Below are 14,327 nucleotides of genomic sequence, written 5' to 3' on the forward strand. Positions count from 1 at the left end.
ATACGATTTGCATCGGACTGGGGGAGGCTGGGCGGCGTATGCGTTTGGCGACGACGGTGGCGACGACGGAGTTTCGGGCTTGACTGCGGTGACGGCGGCGCTCGTGGCCGTGGGCGGCGCGGCGGCCTGCGGAACGCTCCGCGCCGCGTGGAAGGCGCGCGCCGCGCGGCGGCCGTGGCTGATGATGGCCGGGTGGACGCTGGCCGCGGCGCTGCTGGCCGCGGCCGTGGTCCTCGAGGGTGGCGCGCCCGGCACGTTCCTGGCGCTCGCCGTCCTGCCGGTCGGCGCGCTGGCGCTGGTCGCGAGCGGGCTGAAGCTGCGCGATCCCAGGGCGCGGCCGCCGCGCGAGGTGGCGCTCGCGCCGTCCGACCGCGCCTCGAAGGCCTGGCGCGGCGGGCTGCGCGTCCTGCTCGCCGGCCCCATCGGCGCCGTCGCGGCCATGGGCCTGGCGCTCGCCTTCGTCGTCTGGACGCCGGGCGCGCCGCAGACCAGGATGGTGCTGGGCGGCATGCTCGTGCCGCTGCTCTGGGGCGGGGCGATGGCCTGGACGCTGGCCGACGACAGGATCCTGCGCGCCACCGCCGTGCTGGTCGGCGTCGCGGTCGTCACCTTCGCGGCCTCGGCGCTCAGGGGCTTCTCGGTATGAGCCGCCCCATCTGGCCCAGCGTGCCCTCGGGCTTCGTGCGCGCGGTCCTCGCGGGCCACTCGGCGCTGGGGCTCGCCTTCGCCGCGCTGATCTTCCTGGTCTGCTTCTCCGGCACGGCGGCGGTCTTCATCCACGAGGCGACCCGCTGGGAGCGCGCCGGCGACCCGGTGGTCCACACCGTCACGCCGGCCGCCCTGCAGCGCGGCTTCGAGGAGGGCCTGAAGGCCACGCCCGACGCCGACCGCGTCGTCCTGAACCTGCCCAGCGACGACCTCCCCCGCTACGTCATGAGCACCTGGGTCAAGGACGACAGCCGGATGTGGGTGATGGACGCCGACGGGCGGCCCGTCGCGCGCCTTGTCGAGCCCTGGACCGACTTCGTCCAGGACCTGCACATCTACCTGCACCTGCCGCACACCTGGGGCCTGTTCGTGGTCGGCATGGTGGGCGTGGCGCTGCTGTCGTCGCTGGTGTCGGGCCTGCTCGCCCACCCGCGGGTGTTCCGCGACGCCTTCCACCTGCGCTGGGGCGGCTCGAAGCGGCTGCAGGAGGCCGACCTGCACAACCGCATCGGCGTCTGGGCGCTCCCCTTCCACGTCACCCTGTCGCTGACCGGCGCGCTCCTGGGCCTGTCGACGGTGATCGTCGGCGTCCTGGCGATGGTCGTGTTCAAGGGCGACACCGGGAAGGCCTACGCCCTCTTCGCCACCCCCGAGCCGCCCGCCAGCACGGCGCCCGCGGCGCCGGCCAACCTCGCCGCGATCAGCGCCGCGCTCGCCGCCCGCCTCCCGGACGCCCGGACGACCTTCGTGTTCGTGGAGGACCCCCGCCTGGCGCAGCAGCACATCAGCTTCGGCGTCGAGACGCCCGGCCGCCTGTCGCGCGTGATCTACAGCTACGACCACACCGGCGCCCTGCTGGGCGGCACGGGTTACGGCGACCGCAACCTGGGCGAAGGGCTCTTCAGCGCCATCGGGCCGGTCCACTTCGGGTGGTTCGGCGGCTGGGCCAGCAAGATCGCCTACGGCCTGCTGGGCGTCGGGCTCTGCGTGGTCACCTCCAGCGGCGTCGCCATCTGGCTGGCGCGCCGCCGCGCCCGGGGCCAGCCGGCGCCCCGCTGGGAGCGCATCTGGACCGCCGCCGTCTGGAGCCAGCCCGTGGCCTACGGCGCGACCATGCTGGGCGTCGTCGCCGCGAACCTGCCGACCGTCCCGGTGTGGGGCGCGACGACCCTGGCCGCCCTCGCGACCGCCGCCGCGCTCGGCCCCGCCGCCATCTCGCGCGTGCTGCGCGCCGCCGCCGCCGCGACCCTGCTCGCGGCGGGCGTCGCCCACGTCACCGTCTGGCGCGGCCAGCCGGTCGACCCCGCCGCCTGGGGCATGGACGTCGCGCTCGTGGCCCTCGCGGTCGGCCTTCTGACGCCCGAGACCTGGCGCTTCTTCGCCCGGCCCGCCCCCGCGCCCCGCCTCGACGACGGCCGGGCGATTCCGGGCGAATAGCCCCGTATCGCGCCCGGGCCGTGCGCCCCTCAGGACACCGGCGGCTCGGGCAGCTTGAACGAGAGCGGGATGCCCATGGCGACCTGGGCGGCCGCGGCCGCCTGCATCAGCGCCCGCGGCGTCGCGGCGTACTCGCTGGCGGTCATGCCCATGAAGTCGCGGAAGTCGCGGTTGAAGTGCGACTGGTCGTGGTACTCTAGGTCGATCAGTTCGCCGAACCTGGGGTCGGGCGTCACCCGGATGACGCCCAGGGTGTAGAGGAACCGCTGGCGGCGCAGCAGCCGCTTCGGCGGAAACCCGAAGGCGCGGAGGCACAGGCGGTGCAGGCGCCGCTCCGAGACCCCCGCCATGCCCGCGAAGGTCGGCACGTCGCGCGGCTGGTTGCGCAGCGCGTGGTCCACCGCCAGCACCGCCGGGTCCACCGCGGGCCGCCGCGCCGCGAGGCCGAGCAGCGCCGCGTCGAACCGCGCCACGCCCGCCGCGTCGTCGTCGCCGTCGGCGATCAGCGCGGCCTGCAGGCCACGCACGTCCAGGTCGATCCGGCCTTCGGCGTCCACGACGCGGTTGGCGAGCTGGCTGGCGTCCGAGCCGATCAGCCGCGCCCAGCCGCCGGGCGTCAGGCCGAAGCCCACGGTCTTGCCGCCGCCGGTCACGATCCTGCCGGTCCGGTCGGTGGGCCCGAACAGCACCCGCTGCGCCGGCTCGGCCGGGTCGCGCGGATCGTTCAGCACCATCCAGTCGCCCGACACGTTCAGCCGCAGGTTCCCCCACTCCGGATAGAGGAAATCGGTCAGCGGCCCGGCCGCCTCCACGACGTAGTAGAAGGTGACGTAGCGCTGCAGGTCCTCATGCGGGTAGTAGACCCGGACCGAGACCTTCGGCGCCCCTGGCGCGGCGACTGACATCACCCGACAATCCGGCGCGCCCCGGCGCCGTTCCCCATCCCCGATCGCGGTCAGCCTGCCACGCCATCCCTTAAGGATTTGAACCGTCTCCGGACGCGCTCGTCCGCTACGTCCGCCGCGGCTCCGGCGTGATCCAGCCCATCACGGTCTCGCGCACCACGATCCAGAGGCGGCGGAACAGGACGGCGACATCCGTCGCCAGGTCGTTCCAGCCCTCCTGCAGGCGCTCCCACGCGGTGGGCGCGGCGCCCGCCGCCGCGGGCCGCGGGTCGGCGTGGGGCAATGCCCCGGCGGTGGGCGAGACCTCGGCCGCCGGCGCGCCCGCCATCAGCGACAGGGTCTCCAGCACGTGGACCGCGTGGGTGACGTTGCCGATCTGCAGCCGGTCGTCCTTCAGGCGCAGCTCCTGCGTCAGCACGCCGGTGATGGCGACCTGCGGGCGGCCGTTGACCGATCGCACGACATAGACCGGCCCGCCCGAATTGCCGCCGAACACGGTGAAGTCCAGCAGGAAGGTCGGATAGCGGCTCGGCGGCGTCACCGGGAACGAGGCCACCCGGCCCGATCGCAGGATCGGGAAGCCCGCGTCGTTGGCGGCGAACCCCTGCGGATAGCCCAGCACCATCATCTCCGTGCCCGGCTGGATCTCCAGCGTCTCCAGCGTCTGGGCCGTCGCCAGCCGGTCGACCGGAATGGCGCCCCGCGCCGGCCCCGGCGGGATCAGGATCGCCGCCACGTCCTGCGTCGGGTGCGTCGTCCACAGCGGCTCGCCCTCCGCGCCGCGGATACGGACGTTCGCGGGCGCATAGCGCCAGGCGCCGTCGGGCTCCAGGCGGCGGAACCCGACCTTCACCTTGTCCCGCGGCATCCGCGCGAAGACGTGCTGCGCCGTCACCAGCACCGTGCGCGGCGTGCCGTCCTTGTCCTGCCGCACCAGCACGAAGCCGGTCCCCACCGTCGCCGTCCCGTCGCCCTGCGCCTGCTCGAGCCGCACCGTGGCGTGGATCAGGTCGATGGTGTCGTTGGCGGCGAGCATGCGGTCAGAACGGTCGAGGCGGCGGGTGCGATCCTGGGGCCTAGGCGGCGCACAAGCCCGAAAGGTCGTCGGTCTGCTCGATGGGCGCTAGAACACCCCCAAAAGGGTGAAGCGATGTCGAGCGCCCCAGGGCACGAGCGGTGAGAGCCAAACATCAAAACCGAGAGCGAAGTCATCGATGCGTATCGTAAAGTCCATACCGGCCGTTGTCGCGGCCCTCGCGGCGTTCACCGCAACCGAGGCGCAGGCTGCGCTCCTGATCCACCAGAACGACGACATCGCGGCGGGCATCACCGCGTTCGGCCCCCCCATACGGCTCTTCACCGCGGCGAACGTCTTCCCGACCGGCACGTCGTGGACGACAGGATCGCTTCTCCCGCTCAGCGCTTCGGGCAACCAGACCGACTCCGTGACGGGCGCCACCATCAGCGGCGACGCCAGCGTGGGGAATTGGCTGGACGGGCCCGGGTTCGACGACGGCCCGAACGGCGTCGGCCCTGAACTGGCCCTCAATGGGCTCGAGACCTTCACCTACACCTTCGCCGGGCCTGTCCGGCGCGTCGGCCTCGCCATCGCCACAGGCCTCGGGAACCTCCCCGCCGAGGTGAACCACCGCGGCGCGCAATTCCAGATCACGACGAACACCGGCGAAAGCGCGATCCTGACCCTCGAAGACGCCGGCGACGGCCATGCGGCATGGGTCACGATCAAGGCGGCCACGCCGTTCACGTCGCTCAGCTTCGTCGAGCTGGGTGGCGACCTCTACGATCAGTACTTCGGCAACGTCGTGGCCGGCGCCGCGCCGGAGCCGGGCGCCTGGGCCCTGATGATCGGAGGCTTCGGCCTCTGCGGCGCGGCGCTGCGCCGACGGAGAGGCGCGCCCGCACCGCTCTGACACGCCAGGGCGGTCCGTCTCAACCACATAGCGTGTCCCAAAGTCCCCAATTCGCCGCAAGGTAGAGTTAACTGGCGCCGTTCATGCGACTGACAGGGAACCTGTGCTGTCTCTGGACGTAGGTTGATACAGCCAGGCAGTCGTGGCTTCGGGTCCATCGGGGATCCCGGGCCGTATCTGATCTTGGGGATCGAATGAGGTACCTGAAGATGTCTCCGTCTCTCAGCGTGGTCGCCGACAACGACCTGAAAGTCGTCGCCGGTGCGAAAACCGAGACCGTGGCCGAGCGCGTGCGCCGGCTGCAATCCGAGGCGAAGCAGTTGGCCAAGGACCATGTGAAGACGCTCACCGGCGCCATGGTCGACCTGGAGCAGCTCGCGGCGGAGATCGCCGACGGCGGCGACGCCTACGCGCCCGGCGTCCGCGACGTGGCCCGCCGGCTCGTCGAGGACCTGGACAGCCGCGTCCAGACCCTGGAGGCCATCGTCGCCCGCACCTGATGCGGGCCGCGATACAGGCTTCATGGGCGTGCCGGACTGGACCGTCGGCGGGTGACGATCCCCGCCTGCCGAGGCCCGTTCCCACACCCGGGAGGGTTAACCAGTTCCCTCAAGCTTACCGGCCCTCGCGCAAGCGGGGGCCTTTGTCGTTTCGACGCGTGTCAGGCCACCAGGTCGCGGAACTCGTCGCTGCGGCGCAGCCAGGCGGCGGCATAGCCGCAGATGGGGGTGATCTTCAGGCCGCGGCGGCGGGCGTCGGCGGCCACGGCCTCCATCAGCCGGCCCGAGGCGCCAGTGCCTCGAAGCGGGACGGGCGAGTAGACGTAGTCGATGTAGAGGCGGTCGTCGGTGCGGCGGTAGTCGGCGTAGGACGTGTGGCCCTGCTCGACGTGCTCGTAGCGATCGCCCGTGTCGCGCAGTTCGGACATTGAACGCTCTCCTGAGCGGGTTAGGCTCTCCGGACACGTTGGAACGCGCCGGGAGAATTCAAGATGCGTCGAGTCGCCGTCGTTTGCGCAACCCTGGCCGTGTCGGCCGTCGCGCTGAGCGCCTGTTCGAAGAAGACCGAGGGTGAGGCCGCCAGGACCGGCGAGGCCGCGACCGCGTCGGCCGCCGCGCCCGCGGGCCCGGTCACGCCGCCGAAGCGCAAGCCGGGCCTGTGGCTGCAGAAGGTCAGCAGCGCGGGCACGACGCAGGAGACCAAGCTCTGCCTGGACGAGGCCACCGAGGCGAAGATGACGGTGTGGGGCCAGGCCGTCGGCCAGGAGATCTGCTCCAGGAACACCATCACGCCGGCCGTCGGCGGCTGGAAGATCGATTCGGAGTGCGACTTCGGCGACGCCGGCAAGAACGTCAGCACCGGCATGATCAGCGGCGACTTCAACACCAGGTACACGCTGAAGATGACCACCACGACCACCGGCGCGAAGATGGCCCAGGTCAACGGCGCGCACGAGATGGAGATGAGCGGCGAATGGCAGGGCGCGTGCCCCGCCGACATGAAGCCGGGCGACATGATGCTGCCGGGCGGCATGAAGATGAACATCAACCAGATCGCCGCCATGCAGAAGGCTGCCGGAAAATAGGTCCCGCCGCTGTCGGAAACGGCGCGGCGGCTTCGTCCTCGGGGGGCGAAATGCGAAACGCCGAGCCCTCGAGGAGCGACCGATGACGAGCCTCCGCGGAAGCGGAGGCTTAGTCATTTGAACCACGGATTTCACGGATTTCACGGATGGGGCACAGCGTGGCGTGGGCCGTCCGTGAAATCCGTGAAATCCGTGGTTTTCTGCCTGCGGCGCTAAGCCAGCTCCACCGCCATCGCGGTGGCCTCGCCGCCGCCGATGCACAGGGTGGCGACGCCCTTCTTCAGGCCGCGGTTCTCCAGGGCGGCCAGCAGGGTGGCGAGGATCCGCGCCCCGGACGCGCCGATCGGGTGGCCCAGCGCGCAGGCGCCGCCGTTGACGTTCAGCCGGGCGCGGTCGAGGCCCAGGTCGCGCTCGGCGATCATGGCGACCACGGCGAAGGCCTCGTTCACTTCGAAGAGGTCGACGTCGTCCACGCTCCAGCCGGCGCGCTTCAGCGCCTTCCGCACCGCCGGCACAGGCGCGGTGGTGAAGAGCCCGGGCTCATGCGCATGCGCCGCATGGCCCGCGACCCGCGCCACGACCGTCATGCCGAGCTTCCGCGCCACGCTCTCGCGCGTCATCACCAGCGCCGCGGCGCCGTCCGAGATCGAGCTGGCGTTGGCCGCGGTGATCGTGCCGTCCTTGGCGAAGGCCGGCCTGAGCGTCGGGATCTTGCCGGGGTCGGCCTTCAGCGGCTGCTCATCGGTGTCGACCACGACGTCGCCCTTGCGGCCGCTCACGGTCACCGGCGCGATCTCGCGGGCGAAGGCGCCGCCCTCGATGGCGGCCCTGGCCTTGGCCAGCGAGCCGATGGCGTACTCGTCCTGCGCCTCGCGGGTGAATTGGTAGGCGCGTGCGCTCTCCTCGGCGAACGAGCCCATCAGCCGGCCCGGCTCGTAGGCGTCCTCCAGGCCGTCCAGGTACATGTGGTCGAACATGGTGTCGTGGCCGATGCGGGCGCCGCCGCGGTGCTTCAGCATCAGGTACGGCGCGCCGGTCATGCTCTCCATGCCGCCCGCGACGATCACGTCGACCGAGCCGGCCGCCAGCGCGTCGTGCGCCAGGATCGCCGCCTGCATGCCCGAGCCGCACATCTTGTTGACGGTGGTCGCCTCCACCGACTTCGGCAGCCCTGCGCCCAGCGCCGCCTGCCGCGCCGGCGCCTGCCCGAGGCCCGCCGGCAGCACGCAGCCCATGACGATCTGCTCGATGGCGTCCGGCGCGGCGCCCGACCGCTCGACAGCCGCCTTCACCGCGGCCGCGCCGAGGTCGGTGGCCTTCACGCCGGTGAGGCTGCCCTGGAACCCGCCCATGGGCGTGCGGGCGTAGGCGGCGATGACGACGGGATCGGAGGTCTGGGTCATCCGCGCGATATAGCCCTCCCTCCCCTTCATGGGGAGGGGCAGACCGCGCAGCGGTCGGGGTGGGGAAGTGGGGTGCGAGATCTGAGATGTTGGGGAGGATCGTGACTTCCCCACCCGGATCGCCTTCAGCGATCTGTCCCTCCCCATGAAGGGGAGGGAGACGCGGGCCTACGGCCGCCTCGTCGTCACGTCGCAGTACGGCCCGCCGTCCCGGATCGTCTTGTTCCGGTAGATGACCGCGCCCACCACGTTCGGCCGCTGCCGGATCGCCAAGCAGAACTCGGGCCAGATATCGGACGGCACCCACAGGCACGGCGCGCGCGGATCCTCGTCGCAGGCGATGTCCACGAGTTGGCGCGCGTCCATGCGGCTCCCCCGCTACTGGTTCCGGACCGTCCCCGCGATGAAGCCGCCGCCGAGCACGCGCGTGTCGTCCTCCGGCGCGTAGAGCACGCAGGCCTGTCCCGGCGCGACGCCTTCCTCGGGCGTGCCGAACACGACGCCCGGCTGGCCGTCGACCAGACCCAGGCGGCCCGGGACCGGCTCGCGCGTCGAGCGCACGCGCGCCAGCACCGGCCGCTGACGCGTCACGGCGTCTTCGATGGAGGCCCCGTCGCCGATCCAGTTGGTCTCCTTCAGCGACAGGGCGCGCGTCAGCAGCGCCTCGCGCGGGCCCACCACCACGTGGCGCCTGTCGGCATCGATGCGCACCACGAACAGCGGGTCGCCCACCGCCACGTTCAGCCCGCGGCGCTGGCCGATGGTGTAGCGGGTCACGCCCTCGTGGCGGCCCAGCACGCGGCCGTCCATGTGGACGATGTCGCCCGGCTCGGCGCCGTGCGGGCGCAGCCGGTCGATCACCGTGGTGTAGCGGCCCTCGGGCACGAAGCAGATGTCCTGGCTGTCGGGCTTGTCGGCCACCGCCAGCCCCAGCTCGGCCGCCGCCGCGCGCACCGCCGGCTTCGGCAGCGCGCCCAGCGGGAAGCGCAGGTAGGCGAGCTGCTCCGCCGTCGTGGCGAACAGGAAGTACGACTGGTCCCGCGCCGGATCGACCGCGCGGTGCAGCTCCGGCCCAGCGGGCCCCGTCTCGCGGCGCACGTAGTGGCCCGTCGCCATGGCCTCGGCGCCCAGCTCGCGGGCGACATCCAGCAGGTCGCGGAACTTCACCGTCTGATTGCAGCGGATGCAGGGGATCGGCGTCTCGCCGCGCAGGTAGCTGTCGGCGAAGTCCTCGATCACCTGCTGCCGGAAGCGGCTCTCGTAGTCCAACACGTAGTGCGGGATGCCGATGGCCTCGGCGGCCGTGCGCGCGTCGTGGATGTCCTGGCCCGCGCAGCAGGCGCTCTTCTTCTGGATCGCCGCGCCGTGGTCGTAGAGCTGCAGCGTGACGCCCACCACGTCGTAGCCGGCCCGCGCCAGCAGCGCCGCGGTCACGGTGGAGTCCACGCCGCCCGACATCGCCGCCACGATCCGCGCGCCCGCGGGCAGGCGCACGGCCGCGCGCGCGGCCTCGACGAGGCCGTCGCTCAGGCGGTCCGCGGTGAGCAGGGGCGCGTTCATGGGCGAACCATATAGTCCTCCCTCCCCTTCATGGGGAGGGTGGCTCGCGAAGGGACTATTTGAGGATGTTCAGCAGCGACGACTGCTGCAGCGCCTGGAAGACGTAGGCCGCCGACTGCACCGAGAGCTGCGCCTGCTGCAGTTGCGCCGCCGCCTCGGCCATGTCGGCGTCGGTGATGTTGCCCAGCATCGCGGCCAGGGCGTTCTGCCGCGACTCCAGGTCCGCCGCCGTGGTCTCGAGGCGCTTCTGGTTGTTGCCGTTGCGCGCGGCGATCAGGGTGACGTCGCCGCGCACCTGGTCCCAGGTCGCGAGCTGGCCTTCCAGGAAGGTGCGCTGGGCGTCTGTCAGGGCGCCGGTGAAGGGGCCGTCCGCGCTCTCCTGGAACTGCTGGAACGCCTTGAACGCGTTCATCATGGCGACGCCCAGCTCGTCGGCCCGCACGCCGGTGTTGATGGTGGTGGCCTCGTCCAGCTTGGCGGTGACCTGGAACTGGTCGTTCCTGAAGAAGGTCGAGATCGCGGGGCCGGCCGTCAGGTCGGCGAGCCCGGTCACCGTGACCGGCTGGGTGTCCACCTGGCCGCCCGCGAACAGGTACTTGCCGCCATAGCGCGCGTTCATCGCCTCGACGGCGTCACGCAGCTCGGACTGCACGTCGGCGACCAGGGTGTCCACCCGCCCCGAGGCCAGCGCCTCGGCGAAGACCTGACGGACGCTCTGGGCCGCGTCGGCGACCCGGATGATCCCGGTGTCCTGCGTCTGGAGCTTGTCGGTGAGCAGCTTGTTCTGCTCCCGGTAGACGTCGAGGCGGGACTGCACGCCGCGCATGGCGGTGATCAGCTCCGAGGACTTGGCGTAGTCCTTGAGGTCCTGGCCGTTGCGCTGGGTGGCGACCTTGTTGCCGGCCTCCAACTGGCGCTGCTGGGCGGCCAGCAGGTTGGTCAGGACGGCCGAGTAGTTCCCGGGCGTGGTGACGCGGGTGACCATGTCTCAGGCTCCTCAGATCATGTTCAACAGGACGTCGAACAGCTCGTTCGTCGCCTGGATCATGCGGGCGGAGGCGTTGAACGCCTGCTGATAGGTGGTGAGGTTCACCAGCTCCTCGTCGAGGTTCACGCCCTCGACCGACTGGCGGCGGTTGTTGGCCTCGTTGGCGACGGCCTCGGCGCTGGACTTGCGGGTCTCCGCGGCGGCGGCCCCGCGGCCCACCGCGCCGCCGAACTCCGAGGCGTAGCGCGACACGGTCATGGTGACCTGGCCCAGCGAGCCGGCCTTCTGGAACAGGGTGGCGACCTCGCCGGCGTTGGCCAGCGCCCGCGCGCCCTGGCCGTCGCCGGGCCGCACCGCGACCTGGCCCACGGCCGCCGTCAGGTCCAGCTTGCCCAGCGCCACCCTGGTCGGGTTGGCGTCCAGCGCCGGGTTCACCTGGAAGCGGCCGGCGCGGGCCTGGCGCTCCAGGGCGCCGATCCCGAAGAGCTGGCTGATCGACGGGCCGCCCACGCCGCGGGCGGTGTTGTCGTTGATCACCGAGACCTGCGCGTCCAGCGGCGAGTCGCCGGTGAAGCTGAGCACGCCGTTCGCGTCGAGGCTGAACGCGCCGTAGAGGCCGACGCCGTTGGCGTTGTTGTTCAGGGCGTTGACCAGGTCGGCCATGGAGCCGGCCGCCGGCACGGTCACCGACACGTCGCGGATCGGGCGCCCGTCCGCCGTCGAGAGCCGCAGGTTGATCACGCCGCCCGGCGTGAAGCCGTGCGCGTCGGTCGCCTGCAACCCCGTGGCGTAGTTGGTGAAGCCGGTCTGCTTGATCAGGTCGTTCAGGCCGAAGAAGTGCGAGAAGCCGCGGCCGGCCTTCTGCGACGTGCCTTCGTCGAGGGCCAGGCCGTTTCCGCCGGTGGCGTTGAGCGTCAGTTGCCCGCCGCTGAACGTGGCGGCGCCCACGCCGCTCAGCGCGGTGTTCAGGCCCGCCAGGAAGGTCGCCGGCGTGAAGCCCGCGCCCGCGCCGCCGTCCACCGAGATGGTCGAGTTGGTGAAGTCGATCGAGACGGTGCGCTGCAGGACGCCCTGCGCGTCGACGATGGCGATCGTCGACGCGCCGGTGAAGCCGCTGACGGCGGTGGGCAGGTCGAGCCCGGTGTCGCGGCCGGCCAGGGTGGCCGGCGGCGGATAGGCGGCCGAGGCGTTGTGGGCCGCGTTGAGCTGGTCGACGGCGCGGCTCACGAACTCGCCGAGCTGGTCGTAGATCTTCGGCAGCTCGACGTCGCGCAGCTCCATCAGGCCGCGCATCTCGCCGCTGGTGATCTGGATCGGCTGCTGGCTCGCGCTGCCCGCAACCTTGGCGGTGATGTAGGCGGGCGTGGAGTCGGTGGAGTTGTAGGTCAGCTTGGCGGCCTCGTCGCCGGCCAGCAGCACGCCCTCGACCGAGCGCACGTCGACGCCGCCGCCGTTGCGCGGGGCCACGCGCACGTTCATCAGCCCGGCCAGCTCGTCGAGCAGCTGGCTCTGGATGTTCTCCGAGCCCGAGGAGTCGGCGCCGACCAGCGAGGCGCGCTTGATGTCGGTGTTGAGCTTGGAGATCTGCTCCAGCAGGTCGTTGGCGCGATTCACGTTGGCGTGGATCCGCGTCTCGACCGTGTCGCCCAGCGCGACGATCTGGTCGTTGATGCGGCCGGCTTCCGAGAGGAAGTCCTCCGCGTTGCCCAGCGCCTGGCTGCGCAGGAGCGTGGACGACGGATCGTCCGCGGCGGTGGCGAACGCGCCGAAGATCTTGTCCAGGCGGTTGAAGAAGAAGCCGTCGGCCGACGGGTCGCCGAACAGGCTCTGGGCGTTGTCCAGGTACTCGGCGACCGCGTTCCAGCGCTCCTTGTCGGACGCGGCGCTCAGCGAGGCGCCCTGCAGGTACTGGTCGGTGATCCGCTGGACGCCGTTGACCGCCACGCCCTGGCCGACGCCGTTGACCACCAGCGGCTGCTGGTTGAGCGCCTTGCGGACGTATCCGGGCGTGTTGACGTTGGCGATGTTGTCGGACGTGACGCGCAGCGCCGCCTGGGCGGCGTTGAGGCCCGACGCGGCCGTGCGAAGAGTGGCGGTTAGCGACATGGATTAAGGCTCCGCCCGGCAAAGGCTGACGCGCGACCCGGCGGATTCTGCCGGGAGACTGGTGAACGCGCAGGCGTCAGGCCGGAAATTCTTCAATAGATTCAGCATGGGCCCTCCTAGGCCCAGTTCGGTCGCTGAATCAGGGCGCAAGAGCCGGGCCAGAGCGCCGGCACGACGGAGCAAGGTTGCCGCGGAGACTCGGAGCGCGCACGCTCTCGCTGCAGGAGAAGAAGCATTCGTACACGCATCACATCCAGGGGCCGCGTCACGATCCCAGCCGCGATCCGCGAGCGAGCCGGTCTATCGACGGACACCGCGGTCGATTTCGAACTCGACGGCGACGCGGTACGGATCGTTCCCGCGCGGCGCGGGTCTCGCTTGATCGCGCACCTACGCGGGCGCGGAGACGTATCCATGACGACCGATGAGATCATCGCTCTCATGCGCGGCGACGACGAGGCTCCGAGCTGAACGTACCGTAGCGCCGATCCCGGAAAATCCGCGCTCGGCCGAGTCTAGCCTCCCTTCCTCCTCGACGGAGGAAGGGTCGGGGATGGTGGTGTGCGCAGGACGTCGGTGGCGGAGGCGCTCAAGGACGCTGAGCCTTCGTGCGCCAACGTCGTCGGACTCGGAGGTCACACCACCACCCAACCCTCCTCCGTCGAGGAGGAGGGCTTTCGCATATGGATTGTGGGCGGCTTGTCCGCCCGATTCATGAACCGCAGAGATCGCGGAGATACGCAGAGAAGTCGCGGATCCACAGAAATCCTCTGCGTGTCTCCGCGATCTCTGCGGTTTGACCGAGGGCCTTTCGGCCACCCACATCCATATGCGATTGCCCTGCGTCGAGGAGGAGGGCTTTCCGGCGGGACGAGACGGCCTTCGGCGGCTTGAGCGTGGATGCGCCTGACCGGCAGGGAACGACCTACCGAGGCCTCGGCGGCTCGGCAAATTCCGCCATGGCCGCATGCGCCACCGACACAGGTGGCCATCATTCTCCTTATAGATCAACGAACTAAAGAACTGGCCCGCCGGTTGCTCAGCCCCTGGCCGAATGAGCCCGGCGCAGGACGCGCCCGCCCTCCAGACACGAAGCCGATCCGCCAGGCCATGACCGCGCCGAGCCTCAACACCGTCAGCACCGCCACGCCCGGCGCCGCCCAGGCCGCCGGCGCGAAGCCCGGCCAGGCCGCCGGCGGCGCGGGCGATCCGCGCGCGGGCTTCGACGCGCTGCTGGCGGCCCTGTTCCCGAACACGCCGCCGGACGCCCAGGCGGCGACCGCCCCCCTCTTCGCGCCGGCCGCCGACGGCAAGCTGGCCGCCGGGGCCAAGGGCGACGAGGCCGCCGGCCAGGACGCCGACCCCGAGGCCGCCACGGCCGACGCCGACGTCGCCACCGACACCCAAGGCCTCGCGGCCTGCCTGCTGGCCACGCCGCAGCCGACCGTCGAAGCCCTGCTGACCGCCAAGGCGCCCCCGGGCGACGGCCGCCCGGGCCTCGTCCAGGCCGGCAAGGGCGCGCCCGGGCGCTTCGCCCTGCCCGGCAGGACCGAACTCGCACCGGACGCCGCCGACGCCGGCGAAGACGCCGCGGACGCCCTGCCCCACCCGACCCCGAGCTTGCCGGCCGCGGTAGCCAAGGCCCCCGAGTCCGCGCCGCCCGCCTGGGCCCGCGCGACGGCGCCGGCCGCCCTCGCGCAGCCC

General features: G+C 71.6%; 14 protein-coding genes and 1 pseudogene. 7 read left to right on the forward strand and 8 right to left on the reverse strand.

Features of this window, described 5'->3' with window-relative positions:
• Window positions 1-88: 88 nt before the first annotated feature.
• Together KF737_RS15765 and KF737_RS15770 are read left to right on the forward strand one after the other, a co-directional pair.
• The gene (locus KF737_RS15765) at window positions 89-646 is read left to right on the forward strand and encodes a hypothetical protein (protein ID WP_296456870.1); all 558 of its coding nucleotides are present in this window, start codon (window positions 89-91) and stop codon (window positions 644-646) included.
• Window positions 643-2,145, forward strand: a complete 1,503-nt coding sequence (locus KF737_RS15770) for a PepSY domain-containing protein (RefSeq protein WP_296456804.1) — start codon at window positions 643-645, stop codon at window positions 2,143-2,145. Before KF737_RS15765 ends, KF737_RS15770 begins: the two co-directional genes overlap by 4 nt.
• A gap of 29 nt (window positions 2,146-2,174) precedes the next feature.
• Here the strand turns inward: KF737_RS15770 and KF737_RS15775 are convergent, their stop codons facing one another.
• Together KF737_RS15775 and KF737_RS15780 are read right to left on the reverse strand one after the other, a co-directional pair.
• Entirely contained in the window at window positions 2,175-3,050 is an 876-nt protein-coding gene (locus KF737_RS15775) for a helix-turn-helix domain-containing protein (RefSeq protein ID WP_296456807.1), read from the reverse strand.
• Between the two features lie 106 nt (window positions 3,051-3,156).
• Entirely contained in the window at window positions 3,157-4,086 is a 930-nt protein-coding gene (locus KF737_RS15780; RefSeq protein WP_296456810.1) for a trypsin-like peptidase domain-containing protein, read from the reverse strand.
• A gap of 178 nt (window positions 4,087-4,264) precedes the next feature.
• Here KF737_RS15780 and KF737_RS15785 point away from each other — a divergent pair, with 178 nt between their 5' ends.
• Both KF737_RS15785 and KF737_RS15790 read left to right on the forward strand, forming a co-directional pair.
• On the forward strand, window positions 4,265-4,981 hold the full coding sequence (locus tag KF737_RS15785; protein ID WP_296456813.1) for a PEPxxWA-CTERM sorting domain-containing protein: 717 nt from the start codon (window positions 4,265-4,267) through the stop codon (window positions 4,979-4,981).
• A 209-nt stretch (window positions 4,982-5,190) separates the two neighbouring features.
• The gene (locus tag KF737_RS15790; protein WP_296456815.1) at window positions 5,191-5,481 is read left to right on the forward strand and encodes a hypothetical protein; all 291 of its coding nucleotides are present in this window, start codon (window positions 5,191-5,193) and stop codon (window positions 5,479-5,481) included.
• Window positions 5,482-5,642: 161 nt separating this feature from the next.
• On the opposite strand, the gene KF737_RS15795 is transcribed toward KF737_RS15790, so the two are convergent.
• Window positions 5,643-5,909, reverse strand: a complete 267-nt coding sequence (locus KF737_RS15795) for a GNAT family N-acetyltransferase (protein ID WP_296456819.1) — start codon at window positions 5,907-5,909, stop codon at window positions 5,643-5,645.
• Window positions 5,910-5,972: 63 nt separating this feature from the next.
• On the opposite strand from KF737_RS15795, the gene KF737_RS15800 reads away from it, so the two are divergent.
• Complete coding sequence (locus KF737_RS15800; protein WP_296456822.1) at window positions 5,973-6,566, forward strand: DUF3617 family protein; 594 nt, start codon at window positions 5,973-5,975, stop codon at window positions 6,564-6,566.
• 212 nt (window positions 6,567-6,778) lie between these two features.
• Here KF737_RS15800 and KF737_RS15805 read toward each other — a convergent pair whose 3' ends face one another.
• The 5 genes from KF737_RS15805 to flgK all read right to left on the reverse strand — a co-directional run bounded on the left by KF737_RS15805 (window position 6,779) and on the right by flgK (window position 12,623).
• Complete coding sequence (locus KF737_RS15805) at window positions 6,779-7,969, reverse strand: acetyl-CoA C-acyltransferase (protein WP_296456825.1); 1,191 nt, start codon at window positions 7,967-7,969, stop codon at window positions 6,779-6,781.
• A gap of 168 nt (window positions 7,970-8,137) precedes the next feature.
• A complete protein-coding gene (locus KF737_RS15810; protein WP_296456830.1) occupies window positions 8,138-8,335 on the reverse strand; it encodes a hypothetical protein in 198 nt (65 codons plus the stop codon).
• Between the two features lie 12 nt (window positions 8,336-8,347).
• On the reverse strand, window positions 8,348-9,529 hold the full coding sequence (gene mnmA, locus KF737_RS15815) for a tRNA 2-thiouridine(34) synthase MnmA (protein ID WP_296456832.1): 1,182 nt from the start codon (window positions 9,527-9,529) through the stop codon (window positions 8,348-8,350).
• Window positions 9,530-9,584: 55 nt separating this feature from the next.
• Complete coding sequence (locus tag KF737_RS15820; RefSeq protein WP_296456835.1) at window positions 9,585-10,514, reverse strand: flagellin; 930 nt, start codon at window positions 10,512-10,514, stop codon at window positions 9,585-9,587.
• Between the two features lie 12 nt (window positions 10,515-10,526).
• Window positions 10,527-12,623, reverse strand: a complete 2,097-nt coding sequence (gene flgK / locus KF737_RS15825; protein ID WP_296456862.1) for a flagellar hook-associated protein FlgK — start codon at window positions 12,621-12,623, stop codon at window positions 10,527-10,529.
• Window positions 12,624-12,869: 246 nt separating this feature from the next.
• Here flgK and KF737_RS22495 point away from each other — a divergent pair, with 246 nt between their 5' ends.
• Together KF737_RS22495 and KF737_RS15830 are read left to right on the forward strand one after the other, a co-directional pair.
• On the forward strand, window positions 12,870-13,094 hold the full coding sequence (locus tag KF737_RS22495; protein WP_367273243.1) for an AbrB/MazE/SpoVT family DNA-binding domain-containing protein: 225 nt from the start codon (window positions 12,870-12,872) through the stop codon (window positions 13,092-13,094).
• 639 nt (window positions 13,095-13,733) lie between these two features.
• Window positions 13,734-14,327: pseudogene (locus KF737_RS15830) on the forward strand (hypothetical protein); the annotation flags it as partial.

Origin of the sequence: Phenylobacterium sp. (genome assembly GCF_019636135.1) — a bacterium.
Taxonomy (GTDB): domain Bacteria; phylum Pseudomonadota; class Alphaproteobacteria; order Caulobacterales; family Caulobacteraceae; genus Phenylobacterium.

What these genes read in the sequence shown, in the direction of transcription:
- KF737_RS15770 (WP_296456804.1), top strand. Translation starts at nt 643, where the DNA reads ATGAGCCGCCCCATCTGGCCCAGCGTGCCCTCGGGCTTCGTGCGCGCG.
- KF737_RS15775 (WP_296456807.1), bottom strand. Translation starts at nt 3,050, where the DNA reads ATGTCAGTCGCCGCGCCAGGGGCGCCGAAGGTCTCGGTCCGGGTCTAC.
- KF737_RS15780 (WP_296456810.1), bottom strand. Translation starts at nt 4,086, where the DNA reads ATGCTCGCCGCCAACGACACCATCGACCTGATCCACGCCACGGTGCGG.
- KF737_RS15785 (WP_296456813.1), top strand. Translation starts at nt 4,265, where the DNA reads ATGCGTATCGTAAAGTCCATACCGGCCGTTGTCGCGGCCCTCGCGGCG.
- KF737_RS15790 (WP_296456815.1), top strand. Translation starts at nt 5,191, where the DNA reads ATGTCTCCGTCTCTCAGCGTGGTCGCCGACAACGACCTGAAAGTCGTC.
- KF737_RS15795 (WP_296456819.1), bottom strand. Translation starts at nt 5,909, where the DNA reads ATGTCCGAACTGCGCGACACGGGCGATCGCTACGAGCACGTCGAGCAG.
- KF737_RS15800 (WP_296456822.1), top strand. Translation starts at nt 5,973, where the DNA reads ATGCGTCGAGTCGCCGTCGTTTGCGCAACCCTGGCCGTGTCGGCCGTC.
- KF737_RS15805 (WP_296456825.1), bottom strand. Translation starts at nt 7,969, where the DNA reads ATGACCCAGACCTCCGATCCCGTCGTCATCGCCGCCTACGCCCGCACG.
- KF737_RS15810 (WP_296456830.1), bottom strand. Translation starts at nt 8,335, where the DNA reads ATGGACGCGCGCCAACTCGTGGACATCGCCTGCGACGAGGATCCGCGC.
- mnmA (WP_296456832.1), bottom strand. Translation starts at nt 9,529, where the DNA reads ATGAACGCGCCCCTGCTCACCGCGGACCGCCTGAGCGACGGCCTCGTC.
- KF737_RS15820 (WP_296456835.1), bottom strand. Translation starts at nt 10,514, where the DNA reads ATGGTCACCCGCGTCACCACGCCCGGGAACTACTCGGCCGTCCTGACC.
- flgK (WP_296456862.1), bottom strand. Translation starts at nt 12,623, where the DNA reads ATGTCGCTAACCGCCACTCTTCGCACGGCCGCGTCGGGCCTCAACGCC.